This window comes from Pedobacter kyonggii, assembly GCF_004310665.1.
GTDB classification, from domain to species: Bacteria; Bacteroidota; Bacteroidia; order Sphingobacteriales; family Sphingobacteriaceae; genus Pedobacter; species Pedobacter kyonggii.
On the sequence record NZ_SIXF01000005.1, the window covers coordinates 23,071 to 40,629 of the forward strand.

17 protein-coding genes are annotated in these 17,559 nt (G+C 38.3%); 1 reads left to right on the top strand and 16 read right to left on the bottom strand.

The window, feature by feature from the left end; translation table 11 throughout:
- Positions 1 to 9 precede the first annotated feature (9 nt).
- The 14 genes from EYS08_RS07130 to EYS08_RS07200 form a co-directional block, all read right to left on the bottom strand.
- Complete coding sequence (locus EYS08_RS07130; protein WP_131029374.1) at positions 10 to 867, bottom strand: COG1470 family protein; 858 nt, start codon at positions 865 to 867, stop codon at positions 10 to 12.
- A 713-nt stretch (positions 868 to 1,580) separates the two neighbouring features.
- The gene (locus EYS08_RS07140; RefSeq protein WP_131029375.1) at positions 1,581 to 2,111 is read right to left on the bottom strand and encodes a thermonuclease family protein; all 531 of its coding nucleotides are present in this window, start codon (positions 2,109 to 2,111) and stop codon (positions 1,581 to 1,583) included.
- On the bottom strand, positions 2,093 to 2,302 hold the full coding sequence (locus EYS08_RS07145; RefSeq protein WP_131029376.1) for a hypothetical protein: 210 nt from the start codon (positions 2,300 to 2,302) through the stop codon (positions 2,093 to 2,095). The genes EYS08_RS07140 and EYS08_RS07145 overlap by 19 nt, the downstream gene beginning before the upstream one ends.
- Before the next feature lie 90 nt (positions 2,303 to 2,392).
- The gene (locus EYS08_RS07150) at positions 2,393 to 3,238 is read right to left on the bottom strand and encodes a hypothetical protein (RefSeq protein ID WP_131029377.1); all 846 of its coding nucleotides are present in this window, start codon (positions 3,236 to 3,238) and stop codon (positions 2,393 to 2,395) included.
- Positions 3,239 to 3,248: 10 nt separating this feature from the next.
- A complete protein-coding gene (locus EYS08_RS07155; RefSeq protein ID WP_208745812.1) occupies positions 3,249 to 4,577 on the bottom strand; it encodes a hypothetical protein in 1,329 nt (442 codons plus the stop codon).
- A gap of 36 nt (positions 4,578 to 4,613) precedes the next feature.
- Positions 4,614 to 4,994 carry a DUF6804 family protein gene (locus EYS08_RS07160; RefSeq protein ID WP_131029378.1) on the bottom strand — a complete coding sequence of 127 codons (381 nt, stop codon included), beginning with the start codon at positions 4,992 to 4,994 and terminating at the stop codon, positions 4,614 to 4,616.
- Between the two features lie 44 nt (positions 4,995 to 5,038).
- Entirely contained in the window at positions 5,039 to 5,326 is a 288-nt protein-coding gene (yidD, locus tag EYS08_RS07165; RefSeq protein WP_131029379.1) for a membrane protein insertion efficiency factor YidD, read from the bottom strand.
- Positions 5,323 to 5,562 (bottom strand): hypothetical protein, encoded by a 240-nt coding sequence (locus EYS08_RS07170; RefSeq protein WP_131029380.1) that lies wholly within the window; start codon positions 5,560 to 5,562, stop codon positions 5,323 to 5,325. The genes yidD and EYS08_RS07170 overlap by 4 nt, the downstream gene beginning before the upstream one ends.
- Positions 5,563 to 5,825: 263 nt before the next feature.
- Positions 5,826 to 6,161, bottom strand: coding sequence for a hypothetical protein (locus EYS08_RS07175; protein WP_131029381.1), 336 nt, complete (start codon positions 6,159 to 6,161; stop codon positions 5,826 to 5,828).
- Between the two features lie 292 nt (positions 6,162 to 6,453).
- Positions 6,454 to 7,518, bottom strand: a complete 1,065-nt coding sequence (locus EYS08_RS07180; protein WP_131029382.1) for a type I restriction endonuclease — start codon at positions 7,516 to 7,518, stop codon at positions 6,454 to 6,456.
- Between the two features lie 11 nt (positions 7,519 to 7,529).
- Positions 7,530 to 7,862: a YegP family protein gene (locus EYS08_RS07185; RefSeq protein ID WP_131029383.1), complete on the bottom strand. Its 333-nt coding sequence runs from the start codon at positions 7,860 to 7,862 to the stop codon at positions 7,530 to 7,532.
- 379 nt (positions 7,863 to 8,241) lie between these two features.
- Positions 8,242 to 8,907, bottom strand: coding sequence for a DNA-binding response regulator (locus tag EYS08_RS07190; protein WP_131029384.1), 666 nt, complete (start codon positions 8,905 to 8,907; stop codon positions 8,242 to 8,244).
- Positions 8,908 to 8,917: 10 nt separating this feature from the next.
- The gene (locus EYS08_RS07195) at positions 8,918 to 10,591 is read right to left on the bottom strand and encodes an ATP-binding protein (protein ID WP_131029385.1); all 1,674 of its coding nucleotides are present in this window, start codon (positions 10,589 to 10,591) and stop codon (positions 8,918 to 8,920) included.
- Positions 10,592 to 10,655: 64 nt separating this feature from the next.
- On the bottom strand, positions 10,656 to 10,853 hold the full coding sequence (locus tag EYS08_RS07200; protein WP_131029386.1) for a hypothetical protein: 198 nt from the start codon (positions 10,851 to 10,853) through the stop codon (positions 10,656 to 10,658).
- Between the two features lie 364 nt (positions 10,854 to 11,217).
- Here EYS08_RS07200 and EYS08_RS07205 point away from each other — a divergent pair, with 364 nt between their 5' ends.
- On the top strand, positions 11,218 to 12,417 hold the full coding sequence (locus EYS08_RS07205; protein ID WP_131029387.1) for a hypothetical protein: 1,200 nt from the start codon (positions 11,218 to 11,220) through the stop codon (positions 12,415 to 12,417).
- Positions 12,418 to 12,659: 242 nt separating this feature from the next.
- On the opposite strand, the gene EYS08_RS07210 is transcribed toward EYS08_RS07205, so the two are convergent.
- Entirely contained in the window at positions 12,660 to 13,988 is a 1,329-nt protein-coding gene (locus tag EYS08_RS07210; RefSeq protein WP_131029388.1) for an SWIM zinc finger family protein, read from the bottom strand.
- Position 13,989: 1 nt separating this feature from the next.
- The gene (locus tag EYS08_RS07215) at positions 13,990 to 17,085 is read right to left on the bottom strand and encodes a DUF6493 family protein (RefSeq protein ID WP_131029389.1); all 3,096 of its coding nucleotides are present in this window, start codon (positions 17,083 to 17,085) and stop codon (positions 13,990 to 13,992) included.
- Between the last annotated feature and the right edge of the window lie 474 nt (positions 17,086 to 17,559).

Below are 17,559 nucleotides of genomic sequence, written 5' to 3' on the forward strand. Positions count from 1 at the left end.
AAGGATGGATTATCTTCTGCCGTACCTGCGTATAAGGTAGTATACACTGCCAATGGCGAGCACAATCACCATGATGCCGATCCAGCCAGAAAGCAATGAAGTTTTAACAAACATACGGAACGCCAGTTGTGTGTTGGCATTGGTACCCGAAAGGCTAAAGGTTGCAGCATAATCTCCGGCTATTGTTTTATCAGGAACTTTTAAAAAGGCGGTAACGGCTACGCTTTTTCCGGCCTCAAGTTTACTGATCTTGGCCGGCTCAAAACGCACTTCCCAGCCGCTCGGCAGCTGGCTGCTCAGCTCCAGATTGTTCAGCGCCAGTGTTCCGGAGTTTTTAACCTCCAGCTGTATGTCTTTATGCCCGCCAGAGCTTACCTCCTCACTAAGCCTCCCGCTCGGCGTACTCATGGCAACGCCGTATGAGCCTTTTACCACCGCTTCGAGGTTAAGTAAAAGGGTGTCATTGGCCGCAACGGCTTTAAGGGGGATATTGTATTTTTTAGGTGATGCATTTGCACTGGCATTAATCTCCACTGCAATTTCCTGGCTTTTGCCCGCATCCATATTAAGCGAGGTAACCTGGTTGCCCTCTACTTTGTAACTCACCACCCAGCCCTCGGGCAGGGCTGCCTTCAGCTCGTAAATGGCCTGCTTTTTGGTGCCGTTATGCAGGGTAGTGCTGTACCTAAAAACCTCATTCGTGGCCGCCTCAATATTAATCAGCTTCGCGGTAAAAGCCGATGGGCCAGCCTTGGCTTCGTTTAACGGTTGGGCAATAGCGGCCACTGATGGCGCAAAAAAGATGATGAAAAAAAACGCAAATCTTCCTGATAAGCGAAAACGGTTAAATGGTAATGCTGATAACATGATCTAAAATCAAAAAATAAATAATTGCTCTAAAAAATGCTTTCCTGTTTGTTTATCTGATTGGAGGCTCAAAAAAAAACAACAAAATAATATTTTCAAATTCCTTTAACATTTTTTAACAATTGGCCGGTTAAGGCAGGCCAGCGCTGTTGGCTTTTCCGCGTACGGCGTCCATCCATATTGATGGTTATGCAAGCAGTGATGGCCCCTTAGCAGTAAATCAACAGATATCGCAGTTGAGGGAGAAGCATTTAAAAATCATTTAACCTCACTGAATATTGAAGCAGCTCGGATAAGTACAACAGGAAAAGGCATTGAAAATCCGATTGCCTCAAATAACACCAATGCTGGAAGAAAAAAGAACAGGCGTGTTGAAATTACATTGCTATAAGTTAACCATTTAAGAAAAATCTGTGACAAAAAGACGCACAAAGAAAACAAAACAAAGGGGTTTTAAGGAAATCTTAATCTTATTGGGGATGCTGTTTAGCAGCATCCTTTTTATTATCAAAATAATTATCGGGCGTATTGGCTGGTTAGAAGTTTTTGCTCCGATAGTAACCATATTTTTTATCCTTTTTATTCTATCAGTATTAAAAACTGCATTGAGGAAGGTATAGCAAGATTTTTATAGGATGGGTGCCTGATAGATGGATATGCTATCAGGCATTTTTAGTTATAAGGAAGCAATGATCTATTTAATCTTCCATCCTTTATTTTTCAAGTGGTTGCACTTTTGGTTTCCGCCACTCCCAAGGCGCTATGGCATTACTATCCTGCCATAATCCTATTTTATGCTTCCTTGCTTCAACTTCCAGCTGAGCATATAATGGATCACTCGAATATTTTTTATAATGCCAGGCCATACCCTGTTTAATCATTTCCTGGTTCACCACCTGTTTGTTATGGTTAATCACTACAGCAATTAACCTTTTATAGCGGTCGTATTTTTGGCCTTGCACACTCACCATTTGCCCAAAACATAAATCGGATAAGGCTTTTTTAGCATGATTGCCAAAAGGTTGCGAGCCGCGTTTCTCAGGGCAGTCGATATGGGCCAGGCGGATTTTAACGGGCTGGTTTTGGTATAATGCCTCCATGGTATCGCCATCCATAATGCGGATTACCTTGGCCGTAAAAACAAGAGGGTTGTAGTTTATTAACGGTTTGCTTTCGCCCGGTGGGATGAAACAAGCCTGGAGCGTTAACAATAAAACCAATAAACTTACTTTTCCCAACCGCATAATGTTTTTCCGTCTTTTTTGGCTTTTTCTATATCCACCTTTATAATTTTATACGTGCAATTGCTTAAACCGCGGCAACTGGAGGTATAGTGGTATTTTTTAGCGCCAGCACTGTTGCAAATGTACACGGTTGTGTTTTCTTTACAAGTAATGTTGATAAAGAAAAGGATGAGCAGGGAGAGCGTTTTCATGATTGAGGGGCGGTATTGTTGAAAATTGTTTAATTAACAAGCTGTGTTATAGAAGATTATTGCTGGTTTAAAATTAGCGAATATATCCTCTCATTTTCCTGAAATAATTTTTTGAAGTACAGGTGCTAAATTGGCAGACAGATCGGTTGTGATTAAGTGGAATTTTTTTACGTTCATAGCAGTAAACCAATCTGTCCAGTATTGTTTAATCACATCTTCTTCGTATGGGTTTTGTTTTGATGGATTAATGCCTAAAACAATAATTTCCAGATCTTTTAAATTATAAGGAAAAGAGATAAAACCAAGATTATTCTTTTTCATGATTGCCCTATAATCAGAAGAAGTGAGCTTTTTTGATTGAATAAATGCCGGGGTGATGTAAGCGCTTTTACCTTTATCTAAAAACTTACTGTTTTGATGATACATATAACCATCGGTTAATATCACCAATATATTTCGTTGTTTGTCCTTAATGCAATAATTCTGAACATTATTTTTGAAAAACTTCCAGATATCGGAGCCAACATAATGATTGTCTTTAATGGTATGCAGGTAGATTTTTGAAGAGGTTTGCGTGTAAATGTTATCCACACTTAGAATGTCTTTTTTATTTGTTTTTGGATTAAAGCTTACTTTCAATTGTTGACTCAGTTGATCGATATTTGGGATTTTAGGAATGGGATCAAAGAAAACCTGCATCTGATCATTTAAAAGCATTATTTTTTTTCCTTTTACATGATTAACAAAGGCTGTTTCTATAGATTTTATGTATCCGAGATCTCTCTGAAAAAAATCGGGGTTCTTTTTGGGCGCTATCCGATCAGATAAATCGAGCAAAAAGCTGATGTTTAGGTTCTGCGTTTGCGCTTTAGTTTCTTTGGCAAAAGTAGCTGTAATGAAAAGGATCAGCAATGTGTTTAATAATTTGGATTTCATGGACCAAGGTTTATAAGGTAGATACATAAACAGAATTTTGAGCATCTTCGCTGGCGCCTACACTTTTAAGGTTTTCATCATAACAGGCCCTACATTCATTTTGAAGATCAAATTTTTCGTGTTGTGAAATGCGGAGTTTTTCGTTAATAAATGTAATCCAGCCTTGCATATATTCTGAAGCATACAATACATACTCTTTGGTGGGAATAATTACGGCATCGATAATTCTTTGCAGGCTAACGACGCGCCCTTGCGCTTCAAGCGAAAGTTTTTTGATATCGCTGAGTTCTGTGATCAGCTTTTCTTTTTGGATTTCGATATCCGTTATCCGGTCCTGATGGATCTGGATGTCCTTTTTTCTGCGGAGCTGCTCGTGTTTTATTTTGTCTTTTTCGCGGTGTTCTTTCATGATAAAATCGAACACTACTCCCCAGATGAGGTAGACTACAAAACCTGCGAATATGATTCCCCAGAACTGGATTTTGCCGAAGGCAATAGGGAGATTAAATGCAGGAGTATCGAAGGTTTTGGTTAGTTCATAAATCTTTTCTTCTATCTGATATGCCAGGATGGCATCGAAAACAAAAGTGGTAAGTAAAAGAAGACAGATTTTAATGTAGTTTACCACACTTTTAACTTCGCCAAACATGTGGATTAAATAGCCTAAGCCTAAAAATACGAATGGAATAAAGGTTACAAAAGCGCCTTCGAGTGATCCATCCTGCCAAGCTTTAGAAAAAGCTTTAGAATCGAGCACATTCATGATGATGGTGCTATTGGCATCAAAAGGTTTAAAGAAGGCTGAGTAAGAGGTTGAGATATAAAAGGTAAATAAATACAAGCTTAAAGGCATCAGTATGATCAGACCGATCCAGAATTTTGTTGAAGCACCTTTTGAAGCACTGATGTGGTATTTTTCAGGATCCCTGGCCAGTTCGTTGATTTCGAATTTTAACTCTTCGATATTGTCTTTTACCTTTCTGATATTGGTTTCAACCAGGGTGATTTGCTGTTTTTTGCTTTCTTCACTGATGGCAAGGGTTTTGATTTCCGTTTCCTTTGTTTTCTGCTCGTTGATATAGGGCTCTTTAGCCAATTGCTGTTTTTCCACCAATTCTTTTTCTTCATTTTGGAACTTGGCATAAATGGCATTCAGGCATATCGAAAGTGCCAAAGGGCTGCCGCTGTTTCGCGATCCATCTCTAAAGCCTGCTTCGTGGTAAGTTCTTTTTCTTACTTCCTCTGCTACTTCCGTAATAGGCTCCTTAATCTCCACATTTTCATCTTGAGGTGCTTCAGCTGTTTTTGGGTTAAAAAATTCTTCTATTTGGGCAATCATAACGTTAAGTTTTGAGTTTGATTTATTAATTCATGATTATATTTCTCGCTTTGCCGAAACAATCCGGTCTCTGGCGTATGTTTTTTGAACAGATAAAACTTCTACGGCTTTTTCTTCTTTTTTTGCGGGTTGTTTTTTGTTGTAAAAGGCGATCAGTAAAAAGAGCAAGCCTGTTATGATATCTATTGGAATCCAAATGCTTTTTCTGTGCAGGTAAATAGGTAATAAGGGGTTGAAAAGAATGAGTACGAGGATAAAAATAACTGTTAAAACGTAGTTTTTTTGTTTTGTCCAAACGTAAATAAGCAGCAAGGCACCCAGCGAAACTGTTGTTCTGAGAAAGGTGTAATATTCGATGGGCAATTTAAATATTGCTGCAAAACAGCAGATTGAACAAACGATCAGAAATGGTTTCATTGATGAAAAAGTATGGGAATTCAATTAATTTTAGACATTAAATCTTAGCTACAGGAGAAAAATCTAGCTGCAATCTCATTTTCTTGAAGCAATTGACCATCGGGTAATATCATCATCTTACTGCCATCGATATGATTTTCGAAAATATGAAAGCCAGTTCTGCAGTTTTGGTATCGATATTTTAATGCAATAAGCCCTTTCGATAGACCACCTTCATTGGTAATTTGATAAACATGTTTAGAGCAACTTACTTTGAAAATGCATTTACGTCTTTTATTTTGAGGAAATACTAACCAGTAAATCCTAATGGCTAATAGTAAAATTATTTTCATATTGCACCTTTGCTAAAAACAACCATTTGATAGGAAGCTAAATAACCAGGTTTTGCACCTAAACCAAAACACCCTGGATCAGGTTGCACATAAGTTGAAACACTTTCTAATCTGATGTATTCCCAACCTTGGTTAGTAAATTGCTTGATTAAATTTTCTAATTGACTAGCAATCGCAGCTGTAGTTTCATTTTTTTGATTCAATGTTGCGGTAAATGGCACTACTTTGTATTCCATGATAAGTTTGTTTTAAGTTTATAATTCAAAAGTATACAAGCCTAAACCCCAAACCTTACGGAAAACCGTAAAAAAACAAAGTATCTAAGAAAAGTTATATCTTGATTTACAGTTGATTATGAAGCAAAACTTGTAAATTTCTTTTTATCAGATTTCTCCTCCGAAGGAGTTCCTTTCGAACACTGCGGTAGAAATGAAGACCTGGCGAGACGTATAGCCCTACTCAAAATCGCCAATCGTTTATATGGATTTTTACGAAATGATTATTCCTTCGGCTTTACATAATCTTCTGATTTTTCTTTTTTCCACCAGCTATTATCGAGGCGTTTAATGGAATGGAAAGCGCGGTTTACACCAGGTTTCATGGTTGCGGTATCGAGGTGTTTGCGCCATACATGGATAATGGTATCGGTACCGATTACTACCCACCAGAAAGTTTTGCCATAACGTTTTGTAGCGTATACCTCGCTAATGCTTCCTTTAATTACTTTGGTGTTAAAACCCGGCTCCATTAATTGATAGGTGATCATTTTCTGTTTTTGTGCCTGGGCTTTGCCCATAGTGAATGTTAACAATAGGAGTGTAACGAGATGTTTCATGCCACTAAGATATTTCGGCAAAAAACGGATTCCTTACGGCTAACCCTAACGCGGGGCATGTTGGGTAAAACTTTAGATTGATCAGACGAGACTATTGGAGCAATGTATTTTTATAACCTGGAGCACCTTGGCTCAACCTAATCTTCACAACTTTCGAAACCTTTGCTTCGACTCCGCTCAGGATGACAAATCACTGAGGATTTTTCGTGTTTAAAATGAGAGATTGCCAAGTCTGCTCCCAACACAGACAATGAAGCAACCTCTACATTTTTTGAGAGATGAGCGGTATTAATTAATAATTTTCTATAGTCTGATGCAGCTGGTTTCTGTAATCGTAAAGTTCATCAAGATTGAATAACTGTTTTTTCTCGCCAGCATCTTTCCCTTTCTCGAAAGTTTCGATGTACCTGTTAATGGTATTAAAATGGAATCTGCAAATTGGTTTACGGTTATTGTCATCCAGCAATACACCAAAGTAAGATTGGGTATCTCGGGCAGCGATCCTGACAGATGGAATCTTCTCGCGCAAAATGGCCTTTACAATCTGGAAGGCTTCTAACTCCTCTTCAGTAGTTACGATTTTAGAAACATCGGGATCTTCATTAATGGGCATCACTTTGCCCTCTTCCTTTTTCTCAATTTTCTCGTTAATATTCAATGCCGATTTTAAGCGGTCGCTGATGGATTCGTTGATGGAAATGGTAAGTGCTTTTTTGGTATATTCTTTAAAAGCAATCATCCGGTTTGCGGTTAAGGGTTTATCGAAAAAACGGTTTACCAAGAGTTTCACCATTTCATCGGAAGGGCTGTCTATTTCTTTTTCAAATTCCTTTCTGATGGCTTTGATGTATTTTAAACCCTCGGCCGAATCGAGGATTGTTTCTAAATTATATTCGTTTTTGGTAAAACTTTCGAGAATTTTAATGGCGTTATCTTTCAGGTCTTCGATATCGATGGTTAAGAAAGGTTTCTCGTCCATAATATTTGGCTTTTCCAGATCGGCGTAAAAATTGTAAACCGTACCGTTGGTTAATACCCCAAACCGCGCTTTAGAAACATGGTAGTAGCGGTGCAATTGCGAATTATGTGCATCGGCACTTTCTTTCCAATGTTTACATTCGAAAATGAGTATAGGTTCGTTGTTTCTACGAATTACATAATCTACTTTTTCACCTTTTTTGGTGCCGATATCACAAATATGTTCAGGGATCACCTCTGTGGGATTAAAAATATCGTAACCGAGAATTTGAATAAAGGGCATTACAAATGCATTTTTTGTGGCCTCTTCGGTATTGATCTGATCTTTTAATCCGACCACCCGCTGATGAAGTTGTTCTAACTTTAGTTTAAGATCCATGTCTTTTTACATTAAATGGTTTCATCCACAACTGTTGCATGAGGTGCGTTTACTTTAACAGATTCGATTCCACCATCGCGTGCATCAGCTGTTGTATACATTTGGCTGGTACCGATAATTTCGCCATTAGCAGCTTTTAAATTAAAATAGTAGGCTCCGTTTTTGGCCTCTTTTCTGTCGTACCTGGCATCAGCTGGTGCATTTGTTTTTACCGATTCGATACCTTTGTTGCAGCCTGCTTTTGTGGTGTAGCCTTCGCTAGTGAGGATAACCCTGTCGTTTGCTGCTTCGAGATTAAACCGGTACTGGCCGTTTGTTCTTTTGGTAATGATAAATTTTCCCATAGTGATTTTTTTAGCTGCTCAAAAGTATGGGAGGAATATGGCGCATCCTTACGGGAAACCGTAGGTTGGTTCATTAGTCAATAGTTCATTGGTTGATAGTTTATCACTCTACACAAAATCGCTTGTTTTTAACCACAAAGTGCACAGAGAGAAGGCACAAAGATCGCAGAGTTGGGTGCTTGCCCCTGCGGAATGTAATTTCTTCACCCATGTTAAAGCCCCTTACCACGAAAGGGCTATTTGACCTTAAAAACAATGGGAACCCTTAATAAAAACAAGTTCAGAATGATGTATTTACGGGAGGACAGCCGCATGAGTTTCTAACTGAGATCGATCGACCCCTGAACTATGGACTGAAGACTTAGGACTAACCTCCCAGCTAAATTACCTTATTTGCGATGCAGTAAGCAATTAACTGGCCATTATTTGAAATATTTAGCGCGGTTTTAATATAATTTATCCGTTTTTCGATGCTGCTCAAACCGGATGGCTCCATCTTTTTCTGTTTCAAAATGCCCGACATTTCTTTTTGGGTTTTCCCATCTAAAATGAGCGAAACAATTGTTTTATCATAGGGCGTAAAATCGTGCAGGTACTCTTCTTTTTGCCTTAGGTTGGGTGAATGATATTTCTTGTTTTTATAGATGCTTTCTAAAGCCAGTTTAAGGTCTTTTGCATCATGGCGGGCTTTAGGTACATAAGCATCAATATTTAATTCTTTAAATAGTGTATTGGCAATCAGGGCCCTGTTTTCGATAGAGAATACCAGCACTTTTAAATCTGGCTGTATTTCTTTTAAAGCTTTGATCAGTTCTCTGCCTCCTGCTATTTTTTGTTTCGGGTAGTCTTCATCAAAAGAAAGATCGGTAATGATCAGTTCATAAGGGTCGCCATCGCGCAGTGCTTTTTGTACGCGTGTAAATGCATCATCACAATAAAATACATAATCTTTATCGGCTATGGTAATGCCAAGATCTGTAAGGGCGCTACGGAGCGATTTACTAACAATTTCATGATCTTCGGCGATGAGTACGTTTTTGAACATATTTATATTTTTATAAGGTTGGAAATGAAAATTCAACAAGAAGCCCTCCATCAGGCTTGGTATCAAAAGTAATATGGCCCGAAATACTTTCTATACGGGTTTCCGTATTTCTTAATCCATTTTTAGGGGTTAAAACCTCCATTCCCTTTCCATTATCTACATATAAAACAGTTATACGGTCATTTTCGCGTTTAAAATTTAAGGTAACGGTATTTGCGCCACTATGTTTTTTCATATTGATCATAAGCTCCTGCAAAATGCAAAACACTTCTGCTTTAGTGTCGTCTTTAATAGCTTCCCAAAGGTTTTCGCCACGACCTTCAATTATTATGTTAGTTTCTGCCGAGGCATAAGCGTATAACATTTTCGTCAGTTCAATCGAAAAACTTTCTTCATTATGGACATCTTTATTGTCGTAAGAAAGATCTCTCGATATTTTATAGATCACATCAAGTTTATCGGCCAGATCATTCTTATCTATTTCGGGCGTGTTCTCTACCTCCGACATTACCTGGTATACTCTATTGGCCACACGGTCGTGAATTTTTTTTACATATTTGAGCTCCGTTTTTTTAACTTCTATTTCTTTTTCCTGTTGTAGGCCCTTTTTCCGTTTCTGGTATAAAAAATAGCCCAATAGCAAACACAGGATCAAAGTACCAATCCCGATATTTCTAACGAGTATATCTTTTTGTTTTTCAACATTCTCTGCCTGTGCTTTTAGAAAGTTGGCTTTGTTCTTTTCCGAGTTATAGCGGATCACTGCAAATTGATTTTTGGCGGCGCTACGTGCGGTTTGAACGCTATCATTTAAATTTTGATAGACATTGAAAAAAAACTTCGTTTCTCTTGCCGGGCTTAGTTTTATGAGTTTTTGTAAGGCTTCAAGCTGATCATCTGCACTTTTTATTTCTTGAGCTACTAGATACATTTTATTGGCATAAAACAAAGCTGAATCTGATTGCTTTTGGATATAATAATCTGCAAGATGCGCGTAGCTCGAGTTTTGCCCCCATAAATCATTCTTTTTCTCGCGGATATACAAAGCTTTTAAAAAACTAGGGACAGGATTGTAATTGGGATTTTGACGCCACTTAGTCAAAGACATATTAGTTAATACGCGAGGGAATGAAGAACTATCATTTGTAAGACTTTTGTTCCTTATTATTTTTTCAAAATATGATAATGCTTCACTATATCTTTTTTGGTCAGATAAATTTATCGCCAAATTACTAATATATATCATTCTAGATTTTTCTTTATTTGCCAGTTTGATAGATTGAATATAAAACTGATCCGCATCATCATATCTTTTTAAATGATGTGCGACTTTACCTAGATTGTTATAATTAGATGATAATATCTCTCTTTGATTTTCATTATTAATACTGAGATATTTTATTGCTGATAACGATATTTCTTGACTTCCAAAATAATCATTTTGATCTCCACTGATGATAGCCATATTTATTAAACTTTTGGCTATGCCAACACTATCATTATGATTAAGAAATTCGTCTTTGGCTTTATTAAAATAAATAAAGCTGCTATCAGGAATGTTGTGATCTGAAAAATACCACGCTTTGTCATAGTATTGATTATTACCATTGGTAGGATTTGCAGGCTTATGCTTATTGCAGGATAAAAGCAATAGAAAGAGAAGAAGCGTTAGATAGTTTTTCAATGTATTTTATTTAATCCTCTAATTTAAAAAAAATACGGGCAAATTTTGCCCGTATTTCTATCCTTTATCTTGGAGGATTATTACCAGTGTCGCCACCAGTATCTTCACCTGGGTCAGTATCTCCAGGGTCATCTGGATCGGTATCGCCTGGATCGGTATCAGTAGTGTTTACTGTTGTTGTTCCGCCACAAGATGCAGAATGGTTTGTATTGGATGGAGTAGCTAATCCCAATAGGATAGCGATAAATAATGGTAAAAACATGATTCAAAAATTTAGAAATGATTAACTCAGTAGTTCCCCGCGACCATTCGCGGGGTTTGCTACGATTTGTAAATCAGAAGGCCTTCTGAAATTTTTGGGAAGTGGTGAGTGTCTGTCGCGGGAGCCAATAACTGCTTCCCAAACCGGCTAATAACTACCGCGATTTCTACTCTTTTATTAATCAGTTTTTTATTTTAGTTTTGATAATGAATCGCCGCCTGTGCTGATCAACGATACAAATATGGGGGCTTCAAATCGCTAGTTATCAAAAGATTCCGTTCGTTCCTGTCATTCCGTTAGAATTCCGGTTAACCGTAAAAATTCCGGAAATTCCGTCTTATTTTTACGACTAAATTTTAGAAAAATGCCCGAAGAATATAGAAAAGTTGTCTTAGACACTTATAAAAAGAAGAAGTTAGATGGGAGTCTTTCGCCAAATTTATCGGCTCCCACACCAGGGGATTTACGTGAAGAATGTTTAATAGTTTATCGTGAGAGACAACTTAACTCTAATGACGATGAAATACTTAGACAGTTTTTTGGACCTAAAGATCAAGAGAAAGGATATTTTACCTTAATAGAAAATTCTCCAGCTGAGAAATTTAAACAAATGCCCAAAATTTTAAAGGGTAAAGTAACAAATCCTGGTATAAAATTTATTGAACTTCTAGCTTGGTTAATAGATTTTCAGCCAAGAACAAGTATATCTTATTATAATAGTTTTGATAAACGATCCGATGTAAAGACACAAGGATTCATCAATACACCTGAAGTTAGAATAAATGAAACACAGTCTGATACGACCGGTGGAAATAATAGTAATGATCAGAATTCTGAGAATGATGTAATAGTTATAGATGAACAAGTAGATAATCAAGGCGACCTAGTTAAGGAAGAAAAAGAACCAATGGTTGAGACAACTGAGGTAGCTGAAGAAGAAGAGACCACTAAGGTCGATTATATTGAAACAGAATATGTCCGTATCTTCTCAACAAGTTTCATCATTATTACTTGCATCATTTCGCTCTTTATTGGTAGTGCCTCTTTTGTTTTATGGGAGAATAGTCCAACTATGGTTAGAACGCCTAACCCTGATGAGAAATTTATGTATTGGGATGAGGATCACTACGAGCCGGTTAAAGATGAAAAACAAAATGTTGGTGCTGCAATCATTCCTTTAAATATTAAAACCCTAACACAGCAAAGGAAAATTAATTTACCCGATACTATGACTACTTATTCGTTGGGTAAAGTGTGGTATAAAGGTCATGGAAAGGATCATGAATTTTTTACCGATAGTGGTGCTTATCCTTTAGATTTACAAAGAATGCTGAAACCACTTTCGAGTACTATCTTAACAAAATACACTTCTAATTATCGGTATTTGCTTACACGGTTAGTATGGTTTTTATGTGCGGCTATTTTTGTAAGCCTTTGTGGTTTTGCTATGAGTAAGCTCCAGAAAGAAGTGAAATCGGAAGATAAATTGCAAGAAGATGATAGTGAGGTTAAATTATCTATTGAACCAATGCTTAACGGAACGGAAGTAAATACTGCAGTTTAGTAGGGTAAAAAGATATTTACCATTGAGAAGTTAAGATATTAAGGAAGTAGATCTTAATACTGTTTTCAAACTCTGCGCACTCGGTGTCTTTTTCAGGGCTCTGTTGTAAAGATGCAATGGGTCCGGAAGGCTAAGAACAGGGGTTTGGAAGTTAAGAGGTGCAAAAATAGCCGAATGGCTTTGCGTTCTCTGCGGCTCTTCTCCGTGAACTCTTTGCGGTTAAACAGGCTAAAATCAGCAATCTATCGGGCAACCATCTTTACAGCCAAAATATGTTTACAGATGCCTCTTTTTCCCTGATAGGCCGTAAACCATTCGCAGGTACAGCGATAGTCCTGCTGATTAATGACCACCTTATGCAGTACGCCCGTCCCCTTAACCTGAGCTTCTATATAATCTTTTTCTTTTTTTAATACCTGCACCTGCTCTTCATCAACCAGTTTTTTGGCATTTTTAAGGCGGGGGTTCAAACTTAAAATCCTTTCGGTTTTAAAAGGAAGCTGACGGTAAAAATGGCTTCTGCCCGTTAAATCATAACCGAGTAAGCCGATTGATGATAAGCTTGAGGTGAGCTGGCTCATGGTGCCAAAATCAATATCGTGCTCGATGGAGAGTAAAGTAGGGTCGAAATTTTCGTTTGCTTTAAGCAGACTGTTTAAACCGTAAACCCACTCTATTGGCAGGTTTTCCGTCATCTGATCAAGTGCTTTGCCCTCACCAGAAAATCCGCGGTAGGCATCGGGAGAAAAAGCCATTAGCAATTGCATTTTACCAAATTCGTACACAAAGGCCACTGTCTGTTTATCGGCAGATTCGTAAATGTAAACCTTATCGGCAATAGCTAAAATACCATCTAATAAGCGGAGCCTGTGTAAGCCCCCTACACGAACTGCATCGGCGGTGGCAAGGGTAGAAAACATAAATTTGCCTGCCCTTTTCGAAATAAAGAAATCGCCTTTAATTGTTCCCTTTGGTAGGTTTTGGAAAAGTTGTATGGTTTGTATTTTATTCAGCTCGAATTTTAGGTCCATATCAGCAAGATAAAGCTGTACACTGGTTAAGCCCTTAATCCAACGGGTGGGTAAGGTTACCTTTTTTTCTGTCACTTTAGTTTTGCTGGTAATTACCTGTACTTCTTGCTGGCCCACCGCCAGGGTTACTTTTTCATTTTTTTGAATGCTGTTTAAGGCATTGAGCATGGGGTCGTTAAAATCTACATTGGTGGTACCACTGGCCATAAATTCGCCATCAATAGATGCTGGTTTCATATCAAGCCGAACATAAACGCCATTACAGGAAGAAAAACCTTCAAACCTGATGCGTTCGGTACCGGCAGTAACAATGGGATCTCGTAAACTTGGGGGGATTGGCCCGAAGCTAGAACGCACTACTTTTGCTATGGTGCTCCAGCATTTAGCGGTAACATAAGGGTCGGTTAAGCTGCCCCAAAAAAAGCAGGGGATATTGTTTACGGCTTCTATTTCGGTTTGGTGGGCCAAAACTAAACTATTAATTCCTTTAGTTTTGGTAAAGGTAGAAACGCCACTGTAGTGATATTGTAGGTCGGTCATGTTAAGCTGTAATAATTTGTTTAATTAAACCCTTAAGGGAAGCATTGTCTTTCCATCTTTCAAAAAAAGCAATGGCTGCAGGTGCAGGTTTTTGATTGGTTTTGTAAAGCACATCCACATAATGTTCAACCAGTTTTTTAAAGTTTACAGGAAGCTTTTCTGCAATAACCAGGTGTTTTAACAAGTTTTCGAGCAGTTGTAGAAAGGCAGAATTGTGCAAGGCGGAAATACCTTTTAATGCCCCAATGCTTTCTACCAGACGTAAAAATGCGCCATATTTATTTGAGGCTAAATAAGCAAGCTTTGTGGCCAAAAGATCCAGATCGATAATCCGTTTTTCGACCAGGTTGATCAATACTTCTGAAGCCATTAAACGGACTTCTTTTTTATCCGTAAAAAACATACAGGCAAAAACCAACATCGAGACATCCGAAAAACGGAATCCTGTACGGTTGATTACATGGAGAAAACCTTTAAGTTCTGATGCACCCCCGCTGGCATGCAAACATGATGAACGCAGTATAAACCAGGCCAGGGCATCATTATGCTGCGGCATCAGGCCGTTCCAATAATAAACATTGCCTTCGCCGCTCATCATATACTCCCAACTGTTTTTTCTGCCATATAAATCTAAAGCAGGCAAGAAAAAACCGTGTACTGTAGTATATGGGGGTAAATCGAAGCTTAACTCGTACCACGATGCTGATTTTTCCATTTTCTTGGTCTGATAATTCATATACTCGTTCCACTTTTCTTTAATCCTTATTTCGGGCTTAAACGGAGATACAACCATCGGATAATCTTTGAGGTAAGTGTTGTTAAATACAGGAAAGGTTTCATCAGGATAATGCGTTCTGGCAGCCATTGCCCACACGCTTTTTAAGCCGGCATCTGTTGCGCCTCCAATTTTCGTAAACAGTTTATTAAATATACTATCGCTTTTAATCACAATATCATTTGTAGTACCCAAACAAAAGGCCATGAGTTGTTTAAGCTCGCCGTTAAGCTTTTCTAAAAGCGGGGTCGCTTCGTCTACCTGTTCGCGTGGCATGCGGCCAATGGCGATGGTTAAATCGAGTGCATTGATTTCTGCCTCATTCTCCTGATAGGCAATTAACCTTTCTAAAAGTACTTTTGGAACCACCCAATATGGATAGTGTGTAGGGAAAGAAAGCATGGGCAGGCGGAGGTTGCCAGCCATTCTTTTTTGCACGATATCTAAATAAGGTCTGATGAGCAGGAGCGTTTTTATTTTGTGATAGGTGTTTTGTGTTATGGTAAACACATAATCGATATTTTTTATTTTTTCGCGCAGAAATGTGGCGATATAATTTTTATGAACACTCTCGAAATATTTTTTTTCAACCTGTTGTCCATAAGGGGCTAATTGTTTAGCATAATCAGCAGGGAATAAATGTTGTTGGGTGATGTAGGTATTTAGGAGTATCTCGGCATCGGCTATTTCTTCTGAAGCAATAAATTTGCCGAATAAATATACCACATCATTCCAATCCTTTGGTAGCACAATTGGTTCATTTAGTACCTTTTCCTGTTTAGGTTTAAAATGATAGCTTTCTAAAGCGTCATCAGCAACAAGAAGGTCTTCGGCCGCGAGCAAACTGCCTAAGCCCGAGCGTACATTTCCCAACATCAGTGCCGAATAACCTGATAATTTTTCGTGTAATGCAGTATCTTTTGGTGCGGCTATTTTTAACAGCAGTTTACTCGCCCTTTCTTGCAGGTTAAGATCGGGCACCACATAAATATCAGCAATCAGGGAAGTGATCCTTTTGTTTAATTTGGGTTGCGATTTATTCAGTTTCTCCAGAACGGGCAGCATGTTCTTAATGGCTGTTTTGTTATCGTTGCTCATCATTAGCGGCTCGAGCCAATCGAGAAAAGAATTTACATTAAATTTTTTCTCCCCAGAAATCTGTTTAATCAGTTCCACAGCACCGTTAACAACAGGTGCGTAGGCATATTGCAAACAGGTAAAAATATATTCCTGATTAGCAAGAAGTTCTTCAGTGTTTGGGTTTAAATCGCTTAATCTTTTCCGGTAAAAAGATTTAAGGTTGTTGTTCCATTCCTTAGTCTGGATTAAAATGGCCTGTTCTATAAACTGTTGCCGATCTAGTTTCCCATCCTGCAATAGGGCGTTGTAGATAATCTCCCATATAGAAAATTCGTTATATGCCTGGGTATCGTTATCTCTGAAGTAATTGTTCTGTATCCCAGTTTCGTAGTAGTATAAATTGGGTACATCGCGTGTATAGGCCAACTCATCATTCAGTATATATTTGATAAAATCTCTTGGTTTCACCTTGGTTCTCCATTCGTTAAAGCTAGCCAAACATAAAGCATAAAGCTCAGCATGTACCATTATTAAACCATTGCTTTCGAGAAAACGCAAGGTTTGGTAACTGAAATTCTGCCACTCATTCTTTTTTACTTTATCGAGCAAATAATCAGTAATCCAATCGGGCTGTGCCCATTGTAGTACACTTAAAATACTTTTTCTTTTTTCTGCCTGAGCCAATATATCGAAGGCTTCATCCCAAGGTATAATGTCGGTTTTGCTCAAAATGCCGATTGCGGTAAGGGTGATTATCTCCTTCAATTTTTCATCGCCCCTGGTACCCCAACTATAATTGTTTGTTTTAAACTGTGGTTCGTTGGTAAGATCAACAAACGACATCCAATAGCGCTTTTTAGCTTTGATATGCTTTTTAAGTGCTTCTATATTTCCTTTGGCGTTTTGTTGCAGAAATGGTAATAATGCTGCCAGATTTTTCTCCTTCAAAATGGCGTCGTAAGCATTTAATATTTGGGTTACATCTTTACCCCCACTTTTTTTAGGTGTAGATAGCACCTGACTGATAATCACTTCGCCCGTTTCGGAATAACCTTTCTTTGTTTTTTCGCTCAACAGCTTTTCCGAGGCTTTTAAACATTGGTCAGCATCGTCAAAAGTTTTAGTCTGTGAAATACCGCTGGTTCCATTTCGGCCATAAGTAACGGTGTAACTATTGTTGAGTACTTCGATCTGCCAGAATTTGTCAGAGCTGCCATCAATATATTTAAGGTGTTTTTTCATGCTGAGCGCACTTTTAGCATTAGAGATTCCGTTAATTTATGAATAGCTAAACTATTCAATTTTTTCTAAAAAGAGAAGGTTAGTTGGATGTTGATTATTAGTGATTTGTCATCCTGATCAGATACCTATCAGATGAAATGAAAGCGCTTTAAAGCGCGTGGATGATGGGCTTTTAGCCCAAGCCGGGTATTATGGAGTAATTGATGCGTCATTCCCTGTGTCGTAATTCCCAACCCAATAGCTATAGGGTTGATTGATAATCGTAATGTATTGAGCTTTAAGGTTCGCGCCTGCGCGGGAATAACGGTCGCTTTTCCCGTTTTGTCATCTTAAGTGAGCTGTACTAGGCGTAGTTGAATGTGAATGATCTTTTTGATTGAACCACATAAGACATAAGATCATATAAGCCCGATGGCACTATTTTTACGTCCAGCTCTGCGACCTTTGTGCCTTATCTCTGGGCCCTCTGTGGTT

What these genes read in the sequence shown, in the direction of transcription:
- EYS08_RS07140 (WP_131029375.1), bottom strand. Translation starts at nt 2,111, where the DNA reads ATGCGGTTGGGAAAAGTAAGTTTATTGGTTTTATTGTTAACGCTCCAG.
- EYS08_RS07210 (WP_131029388.1), bottom strand. Translation starts at nt 13,988, where the DNA reads ATGACCGACCTACAATATCACTACAGTGGCGTTTCTACCTTTACCAAA.
- EYS08_RS07185 (WP_131029383.1), bottom strand. Translation starts at nt 7,862, where the DNA reads ATGGGAAAATTTATCATTACCAAAAGAACAAACGGCCAGTACCGGTTT.
- EYS08_RS07200 (WP_131029386.1), bottom strand. Translation starts at nt 10,853, where the DNA reads ATGTTTTTACCATTATTTATCGCTATCCTATTGGGATTAGCTACTCCA.
- EYS08_RS07145 (WP_131029376.1), bottom strand. Translation starts at nt 2,302, where the DNA reads ATGAAAACGCTCTCCCTGCTCATCCTTTTCTTTATCAACATTACTTGT.
- EYS08_RS07215 (WP_131029389.1), bottom strand. Translation starts at nt 17,085, where the DNA reads ATGAAAAAACACCTTAAATATATTGATGGCAGCTCTGACAAATTCTGG.
- EYS08_RS07175 (WP_131029381.1), bottom strand. Translation starts at nt 6,161, where the DNA reads ATGAAACATCTCGTTACACTCCTATTGTTAACATTCACTATGGGCAAA.
- EYS08_RS07130 (WP_131029374.1), bottom strand. Translation starts at nt 867, where the DNA reads ATGTTATCAGCATTACCATTTAACCGTTTTCGCTTATCAGGAAGATTT.
- yidD (WP_131029379.1), bottom strand. Translation starts at nt 5,326, where the DNA reads ATGAAAATAATTTTACTATTAGCCATTAGGATTTACTGGTTAGTATTT.
- EYS08_RS07160 (WP_131029378.1), bottom strand. Translation starts at nt 4,994, where the DNA reads ATGAAACCATTTCTGATCGTTTGTTCAATCTGCTGTTTTGCAGCAATA.
- EYS08_RS07205 (WP_131029387.1), top strand. Translation starts at nt 11,218, where the DNA reads ATGCCCGAAGAATATAGAAAAGTTGTCTTAGACACTTATAAAAAGAAG.
- EYS08_RS07155 (WP_208745812.1), bottom strand. Translation starts at nt 4,577, where the DNA reads ATGATTGCCCAAATAGAAGAATTTTTTAACCCAAAAACAGCTGAAGCA.
- EYS08_RS07150 (WP_131029377.1), bottom strand. Translation starts at nt 3,238, where the DNA reads ATGAAATCCAAATTATTAAACACATTGCTGATCCTTTTCATTACAGCT.
- EYS08_RS07170 (WP_131029380.1), bottom strand. Translation starts at nt 5,562, where the DNA reads ATGGAATACAAAGTAGTGCCATTTACCGCAACATTGAATCAAAAAAAT.
- EYS08_RS07190 (WP_131029384.1), bottom strand. Translation starts at nt 8,907, where the DNA reads ATGTTCAAAAACGTACTCATCGCCGAAGATCATGAAATTGTTAGTAAA.
- EYS08_RS07180 (WP_131029382.1), bottom strand. Translation starts at nt 7,518, where the DNA reads ATGGATCTTAAACTAAAGTTAGAACAACTTCATCAGCGGGTGGTCGGA.